Origin of the sequence: Oceanobacillus jordanicus, assembly GCF_022095695.1 — a bacterium.
GTDB classification, from domain to species: domain Bacteria; phylum Bacillota; class Bacilli; order Bacillales; family Amphibacillaceae; genus Oceanobacillus_B; species Oceanobacillus_B jordanicus.
Window position 1 is genome coordinate 1 of record NZ_JAIFZM010000007.1, and the last position, 25,879, is coordinate 25,879.

Genomic DNA, 25,879 nt, shown 5'->3' on the forward strand with positions numbered 1-25,879 from the left:
ATTTTAGTTGCTTTTTCATGGGCTCTACGCTCTCCATATGAATTCTTACTCGCATTATTTAGAAACTTAGCCAATGTTTCTGTATCAATAGCCTGAATATCTTCAGGCATAGGATAATGCTTAAGCAATTCTGAAGAAGAAGTGCCAAAAACTTCTGAAAACATATCTTCATATTCTGGGAAGACTTGGTCCAAAAGAGCTATAATCTTGCGCTTAATATCTGAACTTTGGTCAACGAGAGAATAACGTAGCCTTTCTAATTGTTTTAATTGAAGTAAATCCTCTTCTAAAAAAGGCGTGGCATCAGGCATATCGATACGTATAACCTGTGCGATAAGAAAAGCATCTCGTGCGTCTGTTTTCGTCTTACGAATGAAGAAGTTCCGTAAAGCGTCCGATCTTAAGGGGTTAAATGCTGTTACTTTAAAACCAAGTTGGTTTAGGTATGTGAATATAGAAAGCCAGTAATGCCCTGTGGCTTCTAGCCCAATAACACAATTTTCTATGGTAAGTTGATGGTTGTTTATAAACGTTAATAGTTTCTCACTACCACGTTTAGAATTAGCGAAGCGTAGACTTTTACCGATAGGTTTACCAATATTGTCAATAAGACCAGCTTCGTGCTCCTTTTTACCAATATCAATACCTAGATAATGCATACTAACACCGCCTGTATGAAAAATTAACCAGATAGGAGAATCCTCCACTTCTTTATAGATAATCATGCTCGTTAGATATTCGACAACACGTGCCATCCAGCTAATTCGAGTATTCTATAAAGGGGAGGTGTCAAACTTTCCGACGAAGATTATACTTCAAGCGAAGCTACCGACACCCTCCACCTGATTACCCCCATCATACTATCTAAGTGGGGATCCTTAAATAAGGTTACCTATATCATACGAGCGGAGTATATTTCTGAAGCGGCTTTTCAAAGCCGAATCTTTCGGATTTCTCTTTTGCGTAAGTACTTTTATCCCTTCCTCTTTATATATATATTCATTTCCACATGCTCATCAAGTAGAGAAGTCTTTTCCGCAACGTCAACTAAAATTTTTTTCCCCCTCATCCTCTTTACACAAAAAAACAAACAAATTCATAAAAATTCGACAAATTCTATTAAAATTAGGTAAAATAGAAGAATAATAGATACTACATGAGATAAGTAGGGGGTGAAAAAGCTTCGACCTCTCAGACTTTTTCGTACATAATTTTTAATGCAATAATTGGAAAGCGTTTTCCCGAGAAAAGGAAGTGACAACAATGACAACGATGAATGGGATTTTTAAGTGGTTTTATGATTTAGGCAACTGGTTAGCTAAAGTGATGTACCTTCACTTTCTCTGGATTATCTTCACGGTACTAGGTCTTGGGATCTTTGGCATATCCCCAGCAACTGCTGGATTATTCTCCGTACTACATAAGTGGTTTGATGATGACTTTGACATACCAATCTTTCAGCACTTTTACTCGGTCTACAAAACACAATTTTTTAAAGCGAATGGCTTAGGTCTTATTATTATGGGATTAGGGGCCTTTTTGTATATCGATATGAATGTTTCGAAAGACATGATTGAATCCTTCCCATTACATTTATTATTATTATTCGTAACGTTTTTGTATTCAATTACAACCATCTACCTATTTCCTGTGTTCGTTAGATATAATCTTACGTTTTTCCTATATTTTAAACAGGCGTTTTTTGTTGCGTTAGCAAGACCTTTAGAAACAATCGCTATCGCAATTAGTATGCTGCTTTTATATTATCTATTTAGCTATCTGCCTGTTCTCCTATTCTTTATAGGGGCTTCTATGATTGCATTACCCATTATGTGGTTCGCCTATCGTGCCTGTGTGCAAATAGAAGAAAAGAAGGCAAGCTAGCGGTTTAACATTCTATTAAGGTGGGGGTGGGCAGATGTGGCGCGATAGGATTAGGTCTCGGCTTTTATATAAATATATTATTTCCTATCTGCTTGTATTTCTAGTTCCTTTTTTAATAATGAGCACGATCATTTATTATAATTCTGTATCAAGTCTCAGGCAGGAGATTGAACAATCCAATATTAATAAGTTGGAGCAGGTTGAACGTATTACGAATGAACGCATGAGCGAGTTAGAAACACTAGCGGCAAGAATTTCCTATGACCAACGATTAACGCCTTATATGATGAATCATGGTTATTACAGTAAAGAGGCAATTGATGAATTAGGTAAATACAAAGCAAACAGCTCTATCATTGAAGAATTATTTGTCTATTTTCATGATGAGGAAAAGATCTATTCTACAGGTGGCTCTTATTCCATTGATGCGATGCTGGAAAAAAAGTATAGCTTTCAGGATTGGGACAAAGAGACACTTTTACGTGATTTACATACCAAACTCCCATTTATCAAACCGGTTGATAATATGGTCATTAATAATGAAGAGCGTGGGAATATGGTTGCCTATTTATTTCCGATAGCACCCAATAATCCAAACCCATTTGGTACCGTAATGTTTTTCATTGAAGAGGATACCATCGCTGATCTAATTAAGAATATTTCTGGTGAATCAGAGGGGAATGTATATATTTTAAATGAAGATAATCAAGTGATATCTTCTGTCATTAGTGATGACGCGATAAAGACAGAACAATTGGATGGCTTGTCCTATGAGAAGCAAGGCGTTTCAACCGTTGAGTTAAATAATAAGGATTATTCGCTTGTCTCCATTGAATCAAACTTAAGTGGATGGAAATTTATTACCTTGATGGATACCGATCAATTCTTTAAGAGGCTAGATAATAGTACGATCTTGATCTCCGCTATTTTAGTTATCATCTTAATTATAGGATTTATACTGGCAATCATACTTGGGAAAAATCAATACAAACCGATACGGAACTTATTTGAAATCACAAAAAGAGATGGCAGGAAAAATACAGATTTAGAAGATACGAATGAATTAGAGACGATTCGTAAAACAATAACAGATGTATTTGAAGACCAGCAAATCTTGAATAAGACGATGTACTTACAGCGGCCTTTTGCTAGAGAACAGTTTTTGGTTAGACTCTTAAAAGGAGATATCCAAAATCAGGAGATCGATTCTTTATTGCATTCCTTAAATATTCAAATGGAAAGTGGACATTATTTTGTGGCCATGGTGTATTTTGAAAAAGGAACGTTTGGCGAAACAAATTTGCAGGAAAGAGAAAAGGTTTTTAGTAGCTTATCAGACATCATTTTAGAGAATGCTGTTGCCCATGGAATTGATTTATTCCATGAAGATACGATGGCTTTGGTTGTAAGTATGAACAGTAAAGATCTGAATGTTGATGAGAGACGAAAATCATTGGTGACCCATATTCAGCAATATATAGAGGAAACATCCAGCCATACACCAACAATTGGGGTGGGAGGGTTGTATGATCAAAAATCCCGAATCAATCGATCCTATATTGAGGCAGTGGCAACAATGGATTATAAATTCGCTAATCCTCAAGGTAGCCTTATATTCTTCGAAGAAATTAGTACCCATTCAGAGCAATCTCTGGGATATCCGATGGAGGAACAAATTAAGCTTGTGCAAAGTTTGAAACAGGGAGACAAGGCTGTCGCGACGGAAACACTACAAAATATGTTCCATAGCTTAGTCAATAGGGAGCATTCCATCCAGGTGCTAAAATGTATTTGCTTCGATATTATTAACACGGTGATTAAGACAATTTCGGAGATGGGATCCACAAATTATATGAAGGATATGAATCGAATTGTTGATTTTAATTCAGTCGAACAGTTACATCAAGAACTTCACACATTGATCGTAGCCGTATGTGATGAAATGGATAGTAAAAAAGAATGTCGTAATGACAAGATGGGGAACGATATTCTGGAGTATATAAATGCCAACTACAACTTATATGAACTTTCCTTAGAGAGCATAGCCATTGACGTAAAGTTGTCTGTTTCCAATCTTAGTCGATTTATTAAAGAACAAACTGGTGTTACGTTCACCCAATATGTACAGGATTTACGAATAAATGAAGTAAAGAAACAATTGAAGGAAACGGATCTTCCAATTAAGGAAATCGTGGCTCAAGTCGGCTACAAGGACGTTGCTAACTTCACCCGAAAATTCAAGAAGATCGTAGGCGTAACACCAGGCCAGTATCGCAAACTAAATAGGTGAAATAAGAAGGAGATCATGTTGAGAGACTTGGTCTCTTTTTCTTTTTTACTTTGCGAGAATAAGAGCTTTGTAAAGCGATTGTAAATAATACATAGTCCGTAAAATTGACATAGTACCGTAACAAAAAAGCTTTGTATTGTAAGCGTTTTCCGCTTTGTGAAGTGACTATCGTACAAGACGTAACATAAATGACATATTGTGAATAATTTCAGAAAATAATAACATGTAAGCAGTTACAACATACACAAACGAGAAGGAGGGACAAGCGATGAATACAAGCACAGCAACATCCAGGGAGCCGGAAATTGAATCTACTCATACTAATAAAAAGAACAAGAAAATAGTTCGTTCACCGAAGAAATTACCAAAGAAAAAAACCAACAAAAAAATTCTTCAAAATTGGCAGCTATACATATTTATATTGCCAGCATTTCTATACTTTTTAATTTTCCACTATATTCCGATGTATGGGGTGCAAATTGCATTTAAGAATTTTGTTCCGACACTGGGAATCTGGGGAAGTGAATGGGTTGGTCTTGAACATTTCACTAGATTTTTTGAATCCTATTACTTTTGGGATCTCATTAAAAACACATTAGGAATTAGTGTCTACGAATTAGCTGTAGGTTTCCCACTACCTATCATTCTAGCATTAGCGCTAAATGAGGCGAAGGATGGTCTGTATAAGAGAACGGTCCAAACTGTAACCTATGCACCACATTTCATTTCCGTTGTCGTAATGGCCGGGATGATCATTGCTTTTCTTTCGCCAGCAACAGGGATTATCAACCACGCTATTCAGTTAGTTGGGTTTGAACCAATTGCCTTTATGAGTGATCCCGATTGGTTTAAGACGGTATATGTCATGTCAGGCGTCTGGCAGAGTACAGGTTGGGGAACGATTATTTACCTTGCTGCACTAGCTGGAGTGGATCCGCAACACCATGAAGCAGCAATCGTTGATGGAGCTTCCCGTTTTCAGCGGATTTGGCACATCAACATACCCGCAATTGTCCCGACAATGGTTATTCTACTAATCATGAACGTAGGGAATATCATGGCAATGGGCTTCGAAAAAATATTATTGCTTCAAAACCCGCTTAACTTGGAATCATCCAATGTAATCGCGACATTCGTGTATCAAGCTGGTTTGTTGGATGCACAGTATAGCTTTGCAGCAGCGGTTGGTCTATTCAACGCCGTGATTAACGCCATCTTATTAATTACAGTTAATCAAATAGCGAAAAAGACCAGTGAGACAAGTCTATGGTAAGGAGGATTGTAAGGCTATGAGTACAGCTATAAAGGAGACAAACAAAGATAAGGTATTTAAAGTGTTTATTTTCCTTTTTCTTACTACCGCTCTGCTGATCGTTTTATATCCACTTATTTATATTATCAGTGCATCGATCAGTAACCCAGCAGCGGTAAATTCAGGGGAAATGTGGTTATTACCAAAGGATATTACATTTGAAGGATACCAAATGATCTTTCAAAACGATGCCATCTGGCGAGGGTATCTTAATACAATTTTTTATACTGCTTTCGGTACACTAATCAACCTGGCAGTAACGATACCAGCAGCTTATGCTTTATCCAGAAAGGATTTTTTTGGAAGGAATTTCTTCACTGGGATGTTTGTACTCACCATGTTCTTTAGTGGTGGACTCATTCCGACATACTTAGTAGTAAAAAGCTTGGGACTTATCGACACAGTCTGGGCGATGGTTTTACCGAATGCAGCAGCCGTGTGGAATATCGTCATTGCTCGTGTGTTTTTCCAATCCTCTATTCCAAAAGGCTTGGAAGAGGCTGCCATTATCGATGGGGCATCTAACTTCAAAATGTTTATGAAGATAATCTTACCATTATCTGCTCCAATTATAGCTGTTATGGCATTATTTTACGGAGTAGGTCACTGGAATGGATACTTCAATGCCTTGATTTATTTATCGGACAAAGATATGTACCCACTTCAACTTGTGTTACGAGAAATACTTGTTCTTCAAGAAATGGCGTCACAAAACTCCAATATGAGTGGAAGTATGGCCGAAGCATTGCATAGTAAACAGCAGCTTGCAGCAATCATTAAATATGGCGTTATGATTGTTTCCACATTACCAGTCATTATCGTGTATCCATTCTTACAAAGATTCTTTGTGAAGGGTGTTATGATTGGCTCACTTAAAGGATAGTAGATATAAATATTTAAGGAGGTGGTTATCCATTCCAAATAATCTGCCTGATGACGAAACCTTAACTAGATCAAAAATTTGAAAGGGGATTCAATAATGAAAAGAGGCATTATCTTATTATTAACAGCACTATTAGCGGTGTTCACCCTTGCAGCATGTAAATCCGACAAAGAAAGTAGCGGGGAATCAGCCTCCGCAAATGTGGAAGTGAATGAGGAAGGTTTTCCAATTGTTGATGAAGAAATCGAGTTATCTGTCATGGCTCCTGGTACTGGCATAGCAGAATGGGAAGACATGGCTACGCTAAAGGAATACTCAGAGATGACAAATATTAAAATGGAGTATACTACACCTCCATTAAGCGACTTTCAAACAAAATTAAACCTAGCATTTGCCAGTGGTGATGTGGCCGATATTATCTACGGTGCAGGGTCTAATAACCTTACACCTGCTATGGAAGTAGATTACGGAGAGCAAGGCGTCTTATTGCCATTAGAAGATTTGATCGAAGAACATGCTCCCAACATTAAAAAAATGCTAGAGGAAAATCCAGATATTAAAAAGTCTATTACAACGATAGATGGCCATATTTATTCGTTGCCAAAGATATCTGAAGGTTCTTCATCTTATTGGTATAAAGGACCACTATGGTTTAACGGACAGTGGCTAGATGCACTTGGTGTGGAAGAGCTACCTAAAACAACAGAGGAATTTTACGACTTGATGGTTCGTTTTAAAACAGAAGATCCGAATGGTAATGGAGAAGCAGATGAAATCCCATTACTCGATGTAAAAATGAATAGTTCCCGTGCATGGTTCCTAGCTGCGTTTGGCATGAAGGAATGGGGGATAGAAGAGAATGATGGGGAAGTAAGATATACTCCGACCACAGACAACTATAAAGAATACCTAACTTACATGAATAAACTTTATGAAGAAGAATTGCTAGATCCAGAAACATTCTCTCAATCAGATGAACAGAAAAAGGCAAAAGGACAGGATAATCGCTTAGGTATATTCCCTGACTGGTTCTCCTTCTTTACAACAGGTGAATCTGAAGAAGAAGCACTTAATAATCCAATGTTCCAGCCGTTGACAAGTCCGGTATCTGAAGAAGTAATCATTCCACTTAATCCAGGGATTAACAGAGGTGCATTCTCTATCACAAGTGAGAATCCGAACCCGGAAGCATCTATTCGCTGGGTTGACTACTTCTATTCGAAAGAAGGCTTTACATTCTTAAATGAAGGTCCTGAAGGCCTACTGTGGGAAGATCAAGATGGAGAAAGAGTTTATTTAGATACGCCAGAAGGCTATGATAGCTCGGAAGACTATCGTGGATCAATCACACCTGATTACGGCATTCCTGCACCTACCGTTAGTGGACCAATTGAAGGGAAGCCAAAGTCCGAATTTGAGGAATTTATCGATTCGGAAACGAATGAAAAAATTGTTCCTTATGGAGAGGTTCCATTCCCACTTGTTTACTTAACAGCTGAGGAACAAAAGCAAATTAACTCTATAGAGGTTGACCTGACATCCTATGTTGAGCAAATGGAAGCAAAATTCATCACAGGTGTAGAACCATTATCTAACTGGGATTCGTATGTAGAAACAATTCAAAATATGAATATCGACGAATATGTTGAAGTGCATCAAGCTGCTTACGATCGTTGGTCAGAGAGTTAAAAACCATTAATTGAAAACAAAATGAAGGCTCGTATGATCCCTTAGTGGGATAAACTCATACGGGCCTTCAAACTAAACAATTTAAGAGGTGACGTTAGGGCATGTTTCTCACAGAAGAAAAGCTGAAAGCAAGAATAAATGAACTGTCTTCCTATCGATATCGCGACACTATCTCATTATCGAAATGGTCGTTTGTTGAAGATGAAGAGGGAGAAATTGGTACATATCCGCCAAAACCTGATGGTAATTCTCCTACTATCGCAATTGGTGAACACTGGCGTGGACGAGATGTATATGCATGGATCTCTACAAATGTGACGATTCCAACAAGCTGGGCTGATAAAAAGATTGTTGGCCTTTTTGACTTTGGAAACACAGGTGGAGGGAATAATTCAGGGTTTGAATCTCTATTATTTTTAAACGGGCAACCATACCAAGGAGTAGATTCTAATCACAAAGAAGTGTTTCTTTCCGGAAGCTCTGCTGGAAATGACATTTCTCTAGATTTTAGATTATGGACAGGTCTTGAAGGTGGTGGAAAGCCAGTTATTCAGGAATACAAACTAAAATATGCCGAACTGGCATGGCTTGATGAGCAGGTTGACGATTTCTATTACAATGCTAAGGCTGTCATGGAAACAGTATTTGTATTAGAAGATAATCAGCCTGAAAAGCATGCCTTACTTCAAGCGCTTAATCAATCTATGAATTTCATTAGCTGGTTAAACCCAGGCTCAGAAGAATTCTATGAATCTGTCTACCGCGCAGGAAGTTATTTGCAAGAACAACTCGATTCCATGGAGAAAAATCATGCTGTGACCTTCCATAGTATTGGACATACACACATCGATGTAGCGTGGCTCTGGCGATTAAAACATACACGTGAAAAGTCAGCACGTTCTTTTTCAACGGTGCTTCGTCTGATGGAGCAATACCCGGAGTATGTTTTCCTACAAAGTCAACCACAGCTCTATGAATATATAAAAGAAGATTACCCGGAAATCTATGAAAAAATGAAGAAGAAAATTTCCGAAGGTACCTGGGAAGTAGATGGGGGCATGTGGCTGGAGGCGGATTGTAATATTCCGTCAGGTGAGTCGCTTGTTCGTCAACTATTGTTAGGGTCAAAATTTATCCGGGATGAATTTGGTAAAGAAAGCGAGTACTTATGGCTGCCCGATGTATTTGGGTATAGCTGGGCTTTACCACAAATCTTGAAAAAGTCTGGTATTAAGACGTTTATGACGACGAAAATCAGCTGGAGTCAGTTCAACCGTATGCCGCACGATACCTTTAACTGGCGAGGCATTGATGGTAGTGAGATTTTAACACATTTTATTACCACAACAGAGCCTTGGCCTGAGTCCCGTTACTACACATATAATGGATTTATGACGCCACAGGTAGTAAAAGAATCGTGGGATGCCTACAAGGATAAAAACATTAACCAGGACTTATTGCTGTCCTATGGATATGGCGATGGTGGAGGTGGTGTAAACCGGGAAATGCTTGAAATGCGACGCAAAATGGATAAGATTCCTGGTTTGCCAAATGTGAAACCGTCCACAGCAGGTAACTATTTTAATAAGTTACATAAGACGATAGATGAAACAAACGAATATGTGCATACATGGGATGGGGAGTTGTATCTGGAATTCCACCGTGGCACCTATACGTCGCAAAGCTTTATGAAGCGAATGAACCGAAAACTGGAATTGCTTTACAGGGAAAGCGAATGGTTAAGTGTGCTGGATAGTGTCGAGCAAAGCGCATTCGAAAACTACCCATTAGCTAAATTGACAGATGGGTGGAAGACGATTTTACGCAACCAATTCCATGATATTATCCCGGGATCATCCATTAAAGAAGTGTATGATGATGCCAGACAAGAATATAAACAGGCGAAGGAATTAGGCGAGGAAGTATGGGACAATGCTGCAACATCTCTTGTACAAGCGCAAGACTCTGTGTGGACGGTTTTCAATTCTGCCTCTTGGGAGCGTAATGATCTCGTGTTCATCCCAGGACATACTGCTTCAGGAAGCTGGGTCGATGCGGACGGTAAAGAGTTCGAAACACAATCTACAGATGAGGGCTGTTATATACGGGTTGAATCTCTCCCAGCTATGGGGTACAAGCAGATTGAATTCAAATCTACTAAAACAAAGCAAGAGGCGAAAGAAGCTTTCACTCTAGAAGCGAATCGCATCCAAACGCCGTTTTATGACCTGACATGGAATGAGAACGGCCAGCTGACAAGTATTACAGATTTAGAACATGGTCGTGAAGTACTTGCTGAAAATACGAGAGGGAATGTGCTACAGGTGTTTGAAGATAAACCACTTATGTTTGACGCGTGGGATATTGATATTTTTTACCAACAAAAGATGGAAGAAATTACAGAGCTTCAGTCTGTAGAAGTTCTGGAAGTTGGGAGCTTACAAGCGTCCATCCGGTTTGTCTGGAAATATGGCAAATCAGTAATTACACAAGACATGACTGTATATGCGAACAGCCGGCGAATTGATTTTGACACCCATGTAGACTGGCAGGAGCGGCAGCGATTATTGAAAGTAGCATTCCCTGTTGATATCCGCTCAACAGAAGCTACCTATGATATTCAATATGGAAATGTAAAACGGCCAACTCACTGGAATACAAGCTGGGACTATGCTCGTTTCGAAAGTGTTGGTCACCAATGGGCAGATTTATCTGAAGGAGCATATGGTGTAAGTATTCTTAATGATTGTAAGTATGGTTACGACATTAAAGACAACCTGATGCGGTTATCCCTATTAAAATCACCGATCCATCCAGACCCTTGGGCGGATTTGGGAGAACACCGATTCACCTATTCCGTCCTTCCGCATGAGGGAAGTTGGAAAGAAGGCGGCACGGTGAAAGAAGCGTGGTCATTGAATAATGCCTTAACCTTTAAGCAAGGGAATGCAAGACTGGATCAATTATCATTGGTTCATTGTTCAAAGGAGAATATCATGATCGACGCAGTGAAGAAGGCTGAGTACAGTGATAAAACGGTATTGCGTCTTCACGAATTTGAAGGAAATCGTTCCACTGTGGAGCTTTCCAGTGATTTGAACATCGTCTCCTGGCAAGAATGCGATTTAATGGAAAAACCGATTGGTGAGGTAGTCCAGGACCCTTCAATTAATGTTCAGGTTACACCTTATGAAATAAAAACATTCCTGGTCGAATTTGCCAAGTAAAGATAGAAAGAAGGATGCAGGTTGATGTCATGACGATTTACTTATTGTGGAGGAGACCTGCAATCGTTTTGACAATGAATCAATAAAATAGTGAATCACCTTGGAGGGTTACACGTGACAGATCAAAAGCATATCCATATTATTTCTCATACGCATTGGGATAGAGAGTGGTATTTACCTTACGAGAAACATCATGTTTTATTAATCAAGCTGATGGATCGCTTACTCGATACATTGGAAAAGGACCCAGAATTTAAAAGCTTCCATTTGGACGGGCAGACGATTATCCTCGACGATTATTTACAGGTCCGTCCTGATAGGAGAGAAAAGTTAGAAAAGTACATTCGTGAAGGAAGGCTTCATATTGGTCCTTGGTATATTTTACAGGACGAGTTTTTGACAAGTAGTGAAGCGAACATACGTAATTTACAGTACGGAATGAAGGATGCATTACAATGGGGCGGGATTTCCAAGGTTGGCTATTTCCCTGATTCATTCGGAAATATGGGACAGGGACCACAAATTTTAAGCCAGGCAGGCATTAACAACGCTGTCTTTGGGCGTGGGGTAAAACCTACAGGATTTAATAACATGGTTAGCGATGCAGAGCAATATGAATCCCCATATTCGGAAATGCTTTGGCGTTCACCAGACGGTTCTTCTGTCTTGGGCATCCTGTTTGCCAACTGGTATTGTAACGGCAATGAAGTACCAGTAGATGAAAAGGAAGCAAAGCAATATTGGGAGCAGCATCTTTCTTCCTTAGAAAAGTATGCGGCATCTCCTCATATGCTTATGATGAATGGCTGTGATCATCAGCCAATCCAAATAGACTTGCCTGAAGCAATTGAAACGGCGAAGAAGCTCTATCCAGAAATTTCGTTTACCCATTCTAATTTTAATAAATATGTTGAAAATCTAACCGCCTCTCTCCCGGATGATTTAAAGGTGATTGATGGGGAGCTGCGAAGTCAGCAAACAGACGGATGGGGAACGCTCGTCAACACTGCTTCAGCCCGTGTTTATATTAAGCAAATGAACCAGCTAGGCCAAGCATTATTAGAAAAAGTAGCAGAACCATTAGCGACATTTGCTTACTTAAATGGCGAGGAATACAATCACCATCTTTTGGAATATGCATGGAAAACGTTAATGCAAAACCACCCGCATGACAGCATTTGCGGCTGTAGTGTAGATGAAGTACATCGGGAAATGGTAACTCGTTTTGAAAAGAGTAAGCATGTAGCCGAAGCTGTTATTGATGAGAGCCTTGAAGCCCTTTCCAATAAAATTAATACGACCGGATTTGAGAAATGGGGCGAAGATGCACTAGCCTTTACTGTCTATAATACAACGGGATGGGAACGTACAGGCACGGTCTCCATTACACTTGATGTACGACGTGATTACTTTTCAGAAGGGGTCAAAAAGCAAGAACTTAAACAATTCCCGCTTGGAGAGAGAATCGTCGTGGACAAGGCAGGAGCAGAATATAGCGTTACAGTTGAAGATCTAGGGATAGCCTTTGACTATGACTTACCGGAAGAAAAGTTCCGTCAACCATACATGGCTAGAAGGGTCCGTCTTACATTTGAGGCACAGCAAGTTCCGGCGATGGGTTACAAGACATTTGCCTTAGTTCAATCCAGCTCAAGTCAGAAACAGGATTCCTTGATTCCTGGCGAAAACCAATTAGAAAACGACTTTTTGCATGTAAATATTAATGAGAATGGTTCCTTGACTGTAACGAATAAAGGGAATGGAAGAACTTTTGAAGAGTTAGGTGTTTATGAGGATAGTGGTGATATTGGCAATGAGTATATGTACAAACAGTCACATGATCAAAAAACACTTACAACAAAAGATGTTATCGCGAATGTGAAAGTGGTGGAGGACACCGCCTATCAAGCAGCATATGAAATTACCCACGAATGGGAAATTCCGAAAAGCGCCTCTGAATTGCTTGAACAGGAGCAAAAAGAGCTTGTCGGATTTAAAGGTAGGAAGTCTGGACGATCTGAGGAAAACATTCCATTTAAGATTACAACTATCGTTACATTAGAAAAGAATAGTAAAGGGATTAATGTGGAAGCAAGCTTTAATAACCAGGCAAAAGATCATCGACTTCGCGCATTATTTCCAACAGCTATTCAAACAGATGTGCACCATGTTGATTCCATTTTTGAAGTGGCTACACGATCCAATCAGCCTTCAGAAGAGTGGACAAACCCTGATAATTCCCAGCACCAGCAGGCATTTGTGGATGTTCGTAACGAAGAACATGGATTGACGGTTGCGAATCTTGGACTTAATGAATATGAGGTGTTACGTGATGGTCGGAATACGATTGCGATAACGCTGTTACGCTCTGTTGGGGAGTTAGGGGATTGGGGCCATTTTCCAACACCGGAGGCCCAATGTTTAGGGGAGCACACCGTATCCCTTCGCATTTACCCACATGCAGGGGAAGAGGATGCAACCAAGGCATATCAAGATGCATACCAATTTCAGGTGCCATGGACAGTAAAACAAACAGGAATCCACGATGGGGAGCTGCCAACAGCTAAGTCATTTTTAGAATGGAATGCTCCTAATCTATCATTTTCTTCGCTGAAGGTGTCTGGTCAGACCGGAGATGTGTTAACTCGCTGGTTTAATATGACAAACGAAAATAATCCTTTACTTGTTCGCACACTAAAGGGTACATCTTCCGCTTATAAAAGTAATGTGATAGAAGAAAAACAAGAAACACTTCAGTCCAATGAATCTTCCGAAGTGCAAATACCAGTAAAGCCGTATGAAATTGTAACAATTGGCTTCGAGAAATAGAAATCATATAGCGTGTTCAAAAAGTGGGCAATCTGCAGCTTTTTGAACACTGCTTTAAGACGAGGAAGTAGATTCTACGATATTGGAGCTCAAACTGAGTTACCTGGAACGGATGGCGGCGACTCCAGCGGGAAAAGCATGAGACTTGAGACCCCGGAGAAAGTGACGTTCTTTTGAGGAGGCTCAAGCCATGCCCGCGGAAAGCGTCCGCTAGCAGTGAAAGGGACGGAATTATTGTAGCTATAAGAATTAGAATAATAAATAAAGGGAGTGTAACATGATGCAAAAATCCATACCAGCCTCGATGAAGACGTTTATTGAAGAAGTAAAAACAGCTTACGCGCAAGACCAAAAAGCCCAGGCACTTTTCGAGAATTGTTTTTCCAATACATATGAGACCACCATACGCCCACAAGAAGATGGCACCACATTTGTGATAACCGGTGATATACCGGCAATGTGGCTTCGTGATTCCGCTGCACAGGTACGACCATATCTCATGCTGGCAGAGCATGACGAGGAAATGGCAAACTTAATTGAAGGCGTCATCCGAAAACAATTTTCTTTTATTCTTCATGACCCATATGCCAATGCTTTTAATGAGGAAGCTAATGGTAAGCGGTACCATGAAGACAATACCAAAATGACACCTCTGCTTTGGGAACGGAAGTATGAAATTGATTCGTTATGCTATCCTATTCAGCTGGCCTATCTCTTTTGGAAATCCACTGGTCGAACATCTCAGTTTAACGACGCGTTTCGTCAGGCCGTTAGCCTGATCATCGACACCTGGAAAACGGAACAAAATCATGAAGCGAATTCTACTTATCATTTCGAAAGAGATAATTGTCCACCACAGGATACATTATCACATGGTGGGAAGGGTGCGCCTGTCGCCTATACTGGCATGACATGGAGTGGTTTCCGCCCTAGTGATGATGCCTGTAAATATGGCTATCTAATCCCCGCCAATATGTTTGCAGTAGTTTCTCTAAGACAGCTGGAAGAAATTGCAGAAGAAGTGCTGCAAGATACGGATCTTGCTGTTGTTGCAAAAAATCTAGCAGATGAAATGGATAACGGTATTCAAACGTACGGGAAGGTGGAGCATCCGGAGTTCGGTACAATTTATGCCTATGAGACGGATGGACATGGCAACTATAACTTAATGGACGATGCCAATGTTCCCAGTCTTCTTGCCCTTCCATACTTAGGCTATTGTAAGTTGGATGATCCTATCTATCAAAATACAAGAAAATTCGTTTTAAGTGATGAAAATCCTTATTTCTACAAAGGAAAAGTTGCGAAAGGAGTGGGAAGCCCCCATACACCAGAGCAATATATTTGGCATATTGCCTTAGCGATTCAAGGAATGACTGCGCAATCTAGTGAAGAAAAAGAAGAAATCCTGAACCTATTCAAAGCAACAGATGCTGACACCCAATTCATGCATGAAGGCTTTCATGTGGACCAACCAGAGAACTTTACGAGGCCATGGTTTTCTTGGGCAAATTCCATGTTCAGCGAATTTTTAATCAGTAAAGCCGATCGCTATGTGAAAGGGAGCCCTTTAGCAAAGTAAAGGTTATTTTGGTTAGTAGATTAATAGAATTAATAGAAAAAGTGAGGTGTATTAGTTGGTAAAAGTAGCTGTAGTAGGAGATGATGAGCAGCATTTGAAAAATTGGTCGAAACTGCAAGAGGCAGAAGTTCTATCGATTGTTCCAGTAAAATCTACGACTCCAGGCAAGATTGCGTTTCAGATTAACGGTGGGGAACGAGTAGAAGATGTGGAGAAACTAAATGTAGATGTGATTGATCTTTGTGTACCTGTGGAGGACAGGCCGGAATTAATTCGGCAGTTTTCGAAGCAAGGGACACATATTATTTGTGCCTCCCCCCTTGCTTCCACTCTGAAAGAGGCATCAAGCATCATTACAGAATGCAAAGAGAAACAAGTCCATTTATATGTTGGAAATATGCGAAGATATTCTCCGGAATATGTTGATGCGAATAACCAGATACGCAATGGAAATATAGGGAGAGCAGGGGTTATCAGGCTGTCGAGAGGAGCACCACACCCTGGAGGAGAAAAGGATATCTTTTCCGAGCTTGGGATAGATGAATTTGAATGGCTTTTATGGACCTTCGGTGATGTGGAACGCGTTATCGCGAAGCATATAAAAAGAAAGCGACGTAACGGTACACAAGTTGAGTATGCTCTCCTATCCATCCGAATGATAGATAAGTCATTCGCCCATGTCGCATTATCCTGGGCTAAAACGGAAAATGGAACAAGCTTTGAGCTTACCGGAGACAAAGGAATGATCACACATAACAGCACAGATAGCAATCCCATTTCTTTACAGGTAACGGCCAGTTCACAAGAGGATCAGCTAGAGGAAATGATTCTCGACAAGTCGGTTTTACAAAGGCAGTTTGCGTATGTATTAGACCAGGCAAAAAATCCAAATAAACCAGTAAATCTAGCACATGACGCGTTAAAATCAATGCAACTAGTAGATGCTGCAAGGAAATCAGCTCAGACAGGACAACCTGTCTCGATCAAGGAAGCGAGGTGGTCTTATGAAAGTAGGGATGATTAGTTTTGCTCATATGCATGCAAATAGTTACGCAACATTTCTGATGGACCATCCTGAAGCAGAAATAGCGGCTATATGGGATGATGACGTTAAACGTGGTCAAGAAATGGCAACACATTTTGAAACGGACTTTTATCATGACCTAGATGAATTATTAAGCACAGACATTGATGCTGTCATGATTTGTTCGGAAAATGCAAACCATAAAGCACATGTTCTGAAGGCTGCATCCTATAAAAAACATATTTTATGTGAAAAGCCGATCGCCACAGAGCTGGAGGACGCGCAAGAGATGATTCGGGTCTGTGATCAACAGGGTGTCATTTTACAAGTTGCGTATGCTGTCCGCTTTGTCCCTGCGATTCAAAAAGTGAAAGCTGTCATTGAGTCAGGACGGATTGGTGACGTGATGGCAGTTAATGCAACAAACCATGGACAAATGCCAGGCGGCTGGTTTGTTGAAGAAGCATTGTCAGGCGGAGGGGCTGCTACAGATCATATTGTGCATATCATGGATTTGCTTCGCTGGATGCTACAGGATGAAGTGAAATCCGTCTACGCAGAATTCGATACGCTTTTCTACGATATTAAAGTGGAAGATGCAGGATTGGTAACGTTGGAGTTAGAATCAGGCATTATTGCCACCATTGATCCAAGCTGGTCACGACCAAAAACGTTTCCGCTCTGGGGAGATGTCACCATGGAGATTATTGGAACGGAAGGGTCCTTAGTTGTCGACGCTTTTAAACAGCATTCTGTTCTGTACAATGATCAAACAGGAAAAATAGAGCATAAGCCATGGTCTGAAGACATGGATGAAAGATTGGTCCATGATTTTATTGATTGTGTTAAAACAGGCAGAAAACCTGCAATTACTGGAATAGACGGATTGCGGACATTAGAAGTTGTGAAGGCAGCCTATCGCTCCAATGAATTAAAAGAAACGGTGACATTAGAGCGAAGCTAAGTTGCAGATAAAGGAGGGTGAGATATGAAGCTTGGTATGAGCTCATACAGTTTATTGGGAGCAATTAAAACAGGGGAGATGTCTATTTTAGATGTCATCCAGTGGACGGCAGACCAGGGCGGTGAGCATATTGAAATAGTGCCATTAGGTTTCACACTGGAAGACAACCCTGATTTAATAAAGTCGATCGTGCAAAAAGCCAAAGACGTTGGCATCGAAATTTCCAACTATGCGATTGGTGCAGATTTTCTTAAACCAGGTGAAGGTGCATTTGAACAAGAAATTGCCAGAGTGAAAAAGGAAGTAGACATTGCGCACCAATTAGGTGTGAAGTTAATGCGGCATGATGTCTCCTTTCGCCCAGCAAATGAGGCATCAATAAAACAATTTGAAACAGATTTACCTAAGCTGACAGAAGCATGTCAAATAATTGCCGACTATGCGAAGGAATATGGGATTGTAACAAGTATCGAAAATCACGGGTTCTATGTACAGGCTAGCGACCGTGTACAACGTCTCATCGAGAATGTAGAAAGACCGAACTTTAAAACTACGCTAGATACGGGAAATTTCCTTTGTGTTGACGAGGATCCTCTCGTTGGCGTGAAAAATAACATGGAGTATGCATCCATGGTCCATGCAAAGGATTTTTATGTTCGCCCAGCGTCCTCCTACAACCCGGGAGAAGGGTGGTTCCAATCCACTACCGGCAATTACTTAAGAGGCGCAATAACAGGTCATGGTGACATTAATCTACGGGAAGTTTTAAAAGTCGTGAAGGAAGCTGGCTATGATGGCTATCTTTCCATTGAATTTGAGGGCCTTGAAGAATGTAAGAAAGCTTCCAAGATTGGGCTAGACAATGTGCGGCGGATTTGGCAGTCATTATAAGGTTAAATAAGGAGGATACCTACGATGGGGAAAATAAAAGTTGGGGTCATTGGTGCAGGTTCCATTTCGGAAATGCATTTTGACTCTTATAAACATAATCAAGATGTTGAAATCCATGCAGTTTGTGATATAAATGAGGAAAGAGCAAAGGAAAAAGCGGAGAAATATGGTGCCGAAAAGTTTTTCAAAAGCTATCATGATTTACTGGCTGATACAGAGATTGATGCTGTGAGTATTTGTACATGGAATAACACACATGCTGAGATTGCAATTGCTGCATTACATGCAGGGAAGCATGTGTTAGTTGAAAAGCCATTATGTAAAACGGTGGAAGAAGCACTCGAAATTGAAAAGGCTGTCAAAAATAGTGGGGGCAAAACACTCCAAGTAGGTTTCGTTCGCCGATTTGGAACAAACACACAGGTATTAAAGGAATTTATTGATGCAGGCGAACTTGGGGAAATTTACTATGCCAAGGCATCCTGTCTGCGGGCGCTCGGTAATCCTGGGGGCTGGTTTGCGGATAAAGAACGATCAGGTGGTGGCCCATTAATCGATTTAGGTGTGCATGTGATAGACCTGTGCTGGTATCTGATGGGCAAACCCAAGGTGAAATCGGTTAGTGGAAACGCCTATTCTAATTTGGGAAACCGATCCAATGTGAAAAATAAATCATTCTACAAAGCAGCGGATTATGACCCTGATACAAACACAGTAGAAGACATGGCAAATGCCATTATTCGTTTCGAGAATGGCGCTTCGTTAATGGTCGATGTCAGCTTCACACTCCATGTAAAAAAAGAGACTATGGCTGTTAGTGTATTCGGTGATAAGGGTGGCGCAGAAATTGAACCAGAACTGGAAATCATAACAGAAAGAAATAATACGATTTTAAACGCCACGCCACAAATTGATGAATTATCGTTTGACTTCGTTAAAGGGTTTCAGAAAGAAATTAACCACTTTGTAACCTGTGTTAAAGGAGAAGCAGAAACGATCAGCCCAGTTGAAGATGGGGTAGAGATCATGAAAATGTTGGCTGGTGTCTATGAGTCTAGTGAAACAGGGAAAGAAATACATTTTAACAAATAGGAAACGATATAACTTCCTTACTGTATAAGTGTAACGAAAGGCTTTCTCTATAGAGATGTGGCGATAAGCCAGATTTTCTAAATTAAGAGTAAAAAAATGTAAGATTACATTTCATGGAGTAACCCTTGTACCAGATTAGTGGCAAGGGTTTTCTCCTTTTAACACGTTAGCAATGTATAAAATTTTAGTCAGAAAGCAGGAACGACGTAGTGAAAGTTTTTCTGAAAACGGATAAGAGAGGTGAGGGAATGTCAAACCCCGTTATTATAGAAGAGATTAGAGGCGAAAGCTTGGAAAATACACATCAAGGGTTAATTTGCATCCTAAATGAGGAGAAGGAAGTGATCTACGAAAAAGGGGATATTGACCAGTATGTTTTTTACCGTTCTGCGATGAAACCATTACAGGCAATTCCAGCTTTTACGACCAATATGGTAGAGAAGTATCGACTAACTCCTGAGGAGGCGGCTTTATTCACCGCATCCCAACGCGGAGAAGCATACCATCAGGATGCTTTGGAAAGCTTATTGAACAAGCTGCAGTTAAAGGAAGATGCCCTTGTTTGCAATCCAAGCTACCCATTAAACGATGCCCCAAAGGGTAACTATATTTGGGACCATAAACCAAGGCGCAGACTATTACATAATTGCTCAGGCAAACACTTAGGTTTTTTAGGATATATAAAAGAAAAAGGGTATGATGTAAACGGGTATGAACAATTAAATCACCCGCTTCAGCAGGAAATCCTTGAATATGTCGCGGATTTAGCTGAAATCGAAAAGAATAAAATTCAAACAGCGATAGATGGCTGTGGCGTACCTGTACATGCTGTTCCTTTAAGAAATATGGCCCTATCATTTTTGAAATTTGTTTGTCCAGATCTAATAGCCAATAAGCAAACGGCAGATGCCGTAAGAAAAGTTGGAGATGTGATGAATGCGCAACCTGAAATTGTCGCATCCCATGATTTTATTTGTACGGCACTTCTTGAAGATGAAAATATTATCGCTAAAGGCGGAGCACAAGGGGTCTATTGCCTTGCATTAAGGAAAGAGAAAATGAGTATTGCCCTTAAAGTGTTGAGTGGTTCTGAACTCGTTTGGCCAGTATTAGTTGCGGCTTTACTCAAAAAGATTCATTATCAAAACCAGGATACGATTGAGAGACTATTAAAAATAAGGTCAATGGATATCATGAACGATAACGGGAAACTTGTTGGTCAAACAAAGGTGTATTTGTAGGGGTCTTAAGTAAGTGCAGTTAGAGAATAAAAGGGCTTTTAAAAGGAGTGGGTGTCATGGAGATCGTGGTAAGGCCAATGGTAGCGGGGAACACTGGGGATTTTTCAAGTGCGAACAATACGGAATTCGGAGATATGAGGCTTGTGCAAAAGGATAACATGGTCTATCTTTTTATGAATATTGCTAAGCCAGTGTTTCAGATGGAAGATTTACGTGAATTAGGTGGAGAAGTGAGGAAATATGTAGCAAGTCAAAAGTTTGGAACAGTTACCCTTCAACTGAACCCGATATTTGAGGCCTTACGTGAATTGCCACTACAAAAGGCAGTGCAGTTTTTTATGGAGGGTTGGTTCCTTGCCAATTATTCATTTGATACATACAAACGCATAGAAAGACAGGCGGAATTCACACTACGCTATGACTTCTCTTTATACAAAAGCCAACTTCAGGAAGCGAAGGTACAAGCAGATGCTGTAAATATTGCCAGAGATCTTTGTAATGAGCCAGCAAATAAGCTTACACCTCAACGTTACGCTGAAAAGATAACGGAGATTTTTCAACATACAAACGTAGCCGTTGAAATTTTTGAAGGAGAAGAATTAACGAGACATGGCCTTGAAGCGATCAAGATGGTCGGAAAGGGCAGTGTTAACCCACCAAAAATGGCTGTATTGAGATTGAAGAATAGCGATGCTACACATGTTGGACTTGTCGGGAAAGGCGTTACCTTTGATTCCGGTGGGATTAATACGAAGACAGGCAAGGGCATTTGGGAAATGAAAATGGACATGGGCGGCTCGGCTGCAGTGGTAGGCGCTATGAAGCTGCTTGCAGATTTGAATTCTCCAGTACATGTTACAGCGGTTATTCCGTTAGTGGAAAATCTGGCAGGGACGAATGCTTATTTGCCATCAGATGTGATTCAATACAAGAACGGGCTACATGTCGAAGTTGGGAACACAGATGCGGAGGGACGTCTTGTTCTTGCAGATGGTATGCTATATGCCCAGTCCATAGGTGCTACGACGGTAATTGATGTGGCAACTCTTACTGGTGCGATTGGTCAGGCGCTTGGATTAAAAACGGCAGGGATCTTCAGTAACAAAGAAGAAGATTTGTGGGCTTATAAGGAGCTTGGGGAACAAACGGGTGATGATGTATGGCCGATGCCGTTAATAAAGGATTACCAAGATTACATGAAAAGTGACTATGCAGATCTAAACAATATGAGCTCCTCTAACTTTGGCGGGGCGATTACCGCCGCGATTTTCTTATCTAACTTTGTTGAAAAAGATACCAAATGGGTGCACATTGATATGGCAAATACAGTGCGTCCATGGAAGCAATATGGGTATCATGTAAAGGGGGCAACTGGATTTGGGGTGCGCCTCTTGAAAGAAATAGTATGTAGAGAGGGCGAATGAACATGCAACTAGAAGTTATCGTACAAAATAAACAGGAAGCAATTCAGGCAGAGGAGCTGGGAGCAGACCGGGTGGAACTCGTATCCGCTATCTCAGAAGGTGGCCTTACACCAAGCTACGGAACGATTAAGCAAGTACTTGAGGATGTGAAAATCCCCGTGCAAATTATGATCCGCCCTCATAGCCATCATTTCTTTTATACGGAAGACGAGTTCAAGGTGATCTGTGAGGATATCCAAGCCATTGAGCGGCTTGGAGGCAACCGGGTTGTTTTCGGGGCGTTAAATGAAGATCACACTATAAATGAAGCAATGTTAAGCAAACTTTTTCATCTGTTTCCTCACCTTGATATGACATTTCATCGCGCGTTTGACGAGGTGGTATCACAGGAAGAAGCTTATGAAACGTTGTCTAAATATAAAAAGAACGTTAAGCGCATTTTGACTTCTGGTGGAAAGGCAAATTGCGAAGCGGGGCTAGAGCAGCTTATTAAATTGGTTGAGATAGAGCGGGAGGTTCAAGGTCCAACTATTATGGCTGGCGCAGGACTTTCTGCGAATAATATAGAAAAAATCAAGCAGGCAACGGGCGGTACGCAGTTTCACTTTGGGAAAGCTGTTAGGATAGATCAGTCGTTTGCGAAGGGATTTTCTAAAGAGGAAGTGGAGAAGGTGAAATGTTAGCATTCCACTTCGTTAATTTAGATTGAGTTTGAAAGGAGGGGGAAAGATTGGATTTTTTAGAGATTTTAATTTGGCCACTTCTGATAACATTAATTTTTAGTGTAATAATGGCAATGATAAGTAAAAAAAAGGAGAAAGTGGATAAGGGATTTGTGTTAAATTATCATAGGTTATCCTACCGAAGATGGTATATAAGGAACCTATGGGGGCTACCATTTATTATTATTGTATATCTTGGGCTATTTGTTTTTTTAGATTTGTCTAAAACAGCATACATTGTTCTAGCCATTGCCCTTTTAATTTTTCCTATAGAGCTAATCTACAATTTTATTAAATGGAAAAAGACAGAACAGTAAGAATTAACATAAAAAAAGTGGAACAGGGTATGCCAGTTCCACTTGAATGTTCAAATGAGCAGCTTTTCCAAATCACTTGTTGTAAAAAGATCCGTCCTACTTATTCTTCCTCGTCATCTCGATACTCTAAAATATCTCCTGGCTGACAATCCAATGCTTTGCAAATCGCATCTAACGTCGTGAGGCGAATTGCTTTGGCCTTGCCATTTTTCAAAATAGACAGGTTAGCCATTGTGATTCCAACCCTTTCGGACAGTTCGGTAACGCTCATTTTTCTTTTTGCCAACATCACATCAACATTAATTATAATCGCCATGTTATCACCTCAGACCGTTAAATCATTTTCAGATTTGATATTTATTGCTTCTTTTAGAAGTCTTTGGAGAACGGCAGCAAAGACTGCTATCACTAGGGAAGCGCCAATTGGTACCATGCCAACGATGATAAGCCCTGGAGCATCATCCCACTCGGCAATGATATAAACAAGTGGCAGCGCGATAACATACAAGCCGCTGATCGTAATAGCACATTGTTTTATTTTCTTTAACGCGATTACCGATATATCAGAGAACGCTTTGTTCTTGTCAATATAACTTAAAAGCTTAAAAGCCTGATACAAAGCAAAGTAAAACGGGATAATCGATACATACATGATAAATAAAATTCCAAAGACCATGTAAGCCAACTGTGTACCACCACTTGCAGCCTGATCCATTGCTTCCAATCCTATTTTAGGTAATAAAAGAATAGCTAAAGCTAGTACAGGGATACCCATTAGGAAAACAGCTATTTTTAAAAAGGTAGTTGATCCTTGCTTCATTCGAAACACCTCACTAATTTTTTGTCTTATTTAATTTACCATGTTATTTATCGATTTACAATAAAAAAATATTAAATTTTAATACTATATTGTTGTGTTGCTTTGATTAAGAGGTGAGGAGGGTGTTTCTATTTGAGAGGTAAGAGCATAAAAAAATTGTCGTGAGAGGATTGTACCATTGAAAGGTGTTCATGGTTACATTACAGTGTACATGAAACAAATTCATGGTATAATCTAATAAGAAGCATATAAAATATTAAAAACCGTTCCATGCTGGACACATGGAACGGTACAATAGACCAACCCGACGTAAGGGGTGGCACACTTTAGGAAATAATCCCTCAAGGCCTGGCTAAAGCACATGAGGGATTATTTTTCATTTTTTCACGTTAGGAATGTATAAAATTTTAACTAGGAAGCATTTACGATGCAGCTAAAATTTTGAAGTACCAAGTATAAGAAAAACATAAACATTCCCTAAAAGACGAGGGAATGCGAGTTTTTCTAACCGGACATGATAAACGCGATTAACATACCGAATGAAATCATCAGTGTTAACACATCCTTCGTATCCATAGGCAACACCCCCCTTCATGGGAAAATTCCCAGGAGGAAATGTGCCTTACCCTCATGTGAAGCTAGTCTATTGTATTACGATTATATCATAAACGAACGTGAGTTCCTTATGTATTTATAATTAAATTTAAAATATTGCTCTATTAATAATCGGTAAGTTAAGACTTACACATAATTGGAAATGGACGGCCCTTTTCATGCTAAAATAGAGGAGATTATATAGATAAAGGAAGATCTACGATGGAAAAATCACAGGCAAATCGCAAAGATCCCGAATGGACGAAGAGCCGAATATTAAGTGTGGCACAGCAATTGTTCATGGAAAAGGGCTACCGAGCTGTCACAACGAGAGAGATTGCAGCACAGTGCGAAATAACGCAGCCAGCTCTTTATTACCATTATTCAGACAAACAATCCCTTTACATAGCGATGTTAGAAAGGTTTGTTTCCCACATTCAAAAAAGGTTACGTGTTGTTGGCGATGGTACAATTGCAGAGCGGCTTGAAGGAATGTTAGAAGTACTGTCTGCAGAGCATCCTACAAGCATGATGATGATGGTGCATGATATCTTAGTTGAATTTAAAGAGGAAAACCGTAAACGTATTTTTTCCTTGTGGAAAGAAACATATTTGGATCCGTTTATTAAAATCTTTGAGGAAATGCAAGAAGAAGAAATGCTCAGGGAAAGTATTCAGCCAGAGGATGCTGCCCGTTTTTGCTTATTAACATTGGGACAAACCATGTCACAATGGAAGCAAAAGCCCAAAACGTTAGCTGGACAATATAGTTTACTTGTCGATTTGATTTTGAACGGGACGACAAAGTCTTAAATAAGGCAGTTCTTTCCCACTTGGGAGTTAGAACTGTCCTATGTTTGTTTTCCCCATCATACGAAAAACAGTAAGATAGAACTGGTCATTTATAACTAAAGAAAGTTCGTACAATACAAAATTCATTTAGGTATTTCCTCCTGTTTTTTAAAATGAACCCCCATAAATCTAATCCGCCCCCAATTGGCTGTTTTTTTGTTGTATACTTATGATGATTTACAGCAGTAAAGCATGTAAAAAGGACTAAACCTATATCGGTTATTATATGCTGAGCTGGCGGA

At 40.0% G+C, this 25,879-nt stretch carries 21 protein-coding genes; 17 read left to right on the forward strand and 4 right to left on the reverse strand.

The window, feature by feature from the left end; all coding sequences use genetic code 11:
- A partial coding sequence (locus K3T81_RS09500) for an IS110 family transposase (RefSeq protein WP_476703941.1) occupies nt 1–659 on the reverse strand: 659 nt, incomplete at its 3' end.
- Between the two features lie 604 nt (nt 660–1,263).
- On the opposite strand from K3T81_RS09500, the gene K3T81_RS09505 reads away from it, so the two are divergent.
- The 16 genes from K3T81_RS09505 to K3T81_RS09580 all read left to right on the forward strand — a co-directional run bounded on the left by K3T81_RS09505 (nt 1,264) and on the right by K3T81_RS09580 (nt 23,371).
- The gene (locus K3T81_RS09505) at nt 1,264–1,884 is read left to right on the forward strand and encodes a YesL family protein (protein ID WP_106897661.1); all 621 of its coding nucleotides are present in this window, start codon (nt 1,264–1,266) and stop codon (nt 1,882–1,884) included.
- 34 nt (nt 1,885–1,918) lie between these two features.
- Nucleotides 1,919–4,174, forward strand: a complete 2,256-nt coding sequence (locus K3T81_RS09510; protein WP_238019614.1) for a helix-turn-helix domain-containing protein — start codon at nt 1,919–1,921, stop codon at nt 4,172–4,174.
- 268 nt (nt 4,175–4,442) lie between these two features.
- On the forward strand, nt 4,443–5,447 hold the full coding sequence (locus tag K3T81_RS09515; protein WP_106897659.1) for an ABC transporter permease: 1,005 nt from the start codon (nt 4,443–4,445) through the stop codon (nt 5,445–5,447).
- A 16-nt stretch (nt 5,448–5,463) separates the two neighbouring features.
- Complete coding sequence (locus tag K3T81_RS09520) at nt 5,464–6,369, forward strand: carbohydrate ABC transporter permease (protein ID WP_106897658.1); 906 nt, start codon at nt 5,464–5,466, stop codon at nt 6,367–6,369.
- Nucleotides 6,370–6,465: 96 nt separating this feature from the next.
- Complete coding sequence (locus K3T81_RS09525; protein WP_106897657.1) at nt 6,466–8,058, forward strand: extracellular solute-binding protein; 1,593 nt, start codon at nt 6,466–6,468, stop codon at nt 8,056–8,058.
- 101 nt (nt 8,059–8,159) lie between these two features.
- Complete coding sequence (locus K3T81_RS09530; protein ID WP_238019616.1) at nt 8,160–11,285, forward strand: alpha-mannosidase; 3,126 nt, start codon at nt 8,160–8,162, stop codon at nt 11,283–11,285.
- Nucleotides 11,286–11,399: 114 nt separating this feature from the next.
- On the forward strand, nt 11,400–14,114 hold the full coding sequence (locus tag K3T81_RS09535) for an alpha-mannosidase (protein ID WP_238019618.1): 2,715 nt from the start codon (nt 11,400–11,402) through the stop codon (nt 14,112–14,114).
- Between the two features lie 280 nt (nt 14,115–14,394).
- Nucleotides 14,395–15,696 carry a glycoside hydrolase family 125 protein gene (locus K3T81_RS09540; RefSeq protein ID WP_238019620.1) on the forward strand — a complete coding sequence of 434 codons (1,302 nt, stop codon included), beginning with the start codon at nt 14,395–14,397 and terminating at the stop codon, nt 15,694–15,696.
- Between the two features lie 55 nt (nt 15,697–15,751).
- Entirely contained in the window at nt 15,752–16,720 is a 969-nt protein-coding gene (locus K3T81_RS09545) for a Gfo/Idh/MocA family protein (protein ID WP_238019622.1), read from the forward strand.
- A complete protein-coding gene (locus K3T81_RS09550; protein ID WP_238019624.1) occupies nt 16,701–17,684 on the forward strand; it encodes a Gfo/Idh/MocA family protein in 984 nt (327 codons plus the stop codon). The genes K3T81_RS09545 and K3T81_RS09550 overlap by 20 nt, the downstream gene beginning before the upstream one ends.
- A gap of 24 nt (nt 17,685–17,708) precedes the next feature.
- Nucleotides 17,709–18,575 (forward strand): sugar phosphate isomerase/epimerase family protein, encoded by an 867-nt coding sequence (locus tag K3T81_RS09555; RefSeq protein WP_238019626.1) that lies wholly within the window; start codon nt 17,709–17,711, stop codon nt 18,573–18,575.
- A 24-nt stretch (nt 18,576–18,599) separates the two neighbouring features.
- Nucleotides 18,600–19,667 carry a Gfo/Idh/MocA family protein gene (locus tag K3T81_RS09560; protein WP_238019628.1) on the forward strand — a complete coding sequence of 356 codons (1,068 nt, stop codon included), beginning with the start codon at nt 18,600–18,602 and terminating at the stop codon, nt 19,665–19,667.
- 248 nt (nt 19,668–19,915) lie between these two features.
- Nucleotides 19,916–20,908: an asparaginase gene (locus K3T81_RS09565; RefSeq protein ID WP_238019630.1), complete on the forward strand. Its 993-nt coding sequence runs from the start codon at nt 19,916–19,918 to the stop codon at nt 20,906–20,908.
- A gap of 56 nt (nt 20,909–20,964) precedes the next feature.
- Nucleotides 20,965–22,332, forward strand: a complete 1,368-nt coding sequence (locus K3T81_RS09570; RefSeq protein ID WP_238019632.1) for a M17 family metallopeptidase — start codon at nt 20,965–20,967, stop codon at nt 22,330–22,332.
- A 2-nt stretch (nt 22,333–22,334) separates the two neighbouring features.
- Nucleotides 22,335–23,015, forward strand: coding sequence for a copper homeostasis protein CutC (locus K3T81_RS09575; protein ID WP_238019634.1), 681 nt, complete (start codon nt 22,335–22,337; stop codon nt 23,013–23,015).
- A gap of 47 nt (nt 23,016–23,062) precedes the next feature.
- Nucleotides 23,063–23,371 (forward strand): hypothetical protein, encoded by a 309-nt coding sequence (locus K3T81_RS09580; RefSeq protein ID WP_238019636.1) that lies wholly within the window; start codon nt 23,063–23,065, stop codon nt 23,369–23,371.
- Nucleotides 23,372–23,471: 100 nt separating this feature from the next.
- Here K3T81_RS09580 and K3T81_RS09585 read toward each other — a convergent pair whose 3' ends face one another.
- The 3 genes from K3T81_RS09585 to K3T81_RS19655 all read right to left on the reverse strand — a co-directional run bounded on the left by K3T81_RS09585 (nt 23,472) and on the right by K3T81_RS19655 (nt 24,767).
- Nucleotides 23,472–23,687, reverse strand: a complete 216-nt coding sequence (locus K3T81_RS09585; protein WP_036575782.1) for a helix-turn-helix domain-containing protein — start codon at nt 23,685–23,687, stop codon at nt 23,472–23,474.
- 9 nt (nt 23,688–23,696) lie between these two features.
- Entirely contained in the window at nt 23,697–24,191 is a 495-nt protein-coding gene (locus K3T81_RS09590; protein ID WP_238019638.1) for a DUF2975 domain-containing protein, read from the reverse strand.
- A gap of 504 nt (nt 24,192–24,695) precedes the next feature.
- A complete protein-coding gene (locus tag K3T81_RS19655; RefSeq protein ID WP_220473663.1) occupies nt 24,696–24,767 on the reverse strand; it encodes a putative holin-like toxin in 72 nt (23 codons plus the stop codon).
- A gap of 240 nt (nt 24,768–25,007) precedes the next feature.
- Here K3T81_RS19655 and K3T81_RS09595 point away from each other — a divergent pair, with 240 nt between their 5' ends.
- Complete coding sequence (locus tag K3T81_RS09595) at nt 25,008–25,598, forward strand: TetR/AcrR family transcriptional regulator (protein WP_238019640.1); 591 nt, start codon at nt 25,008–25,010, stop codon at nt 25,596–25,598.
- Nucleotides 25,599–25,879 lie beyond the last annotated feature (281 nt).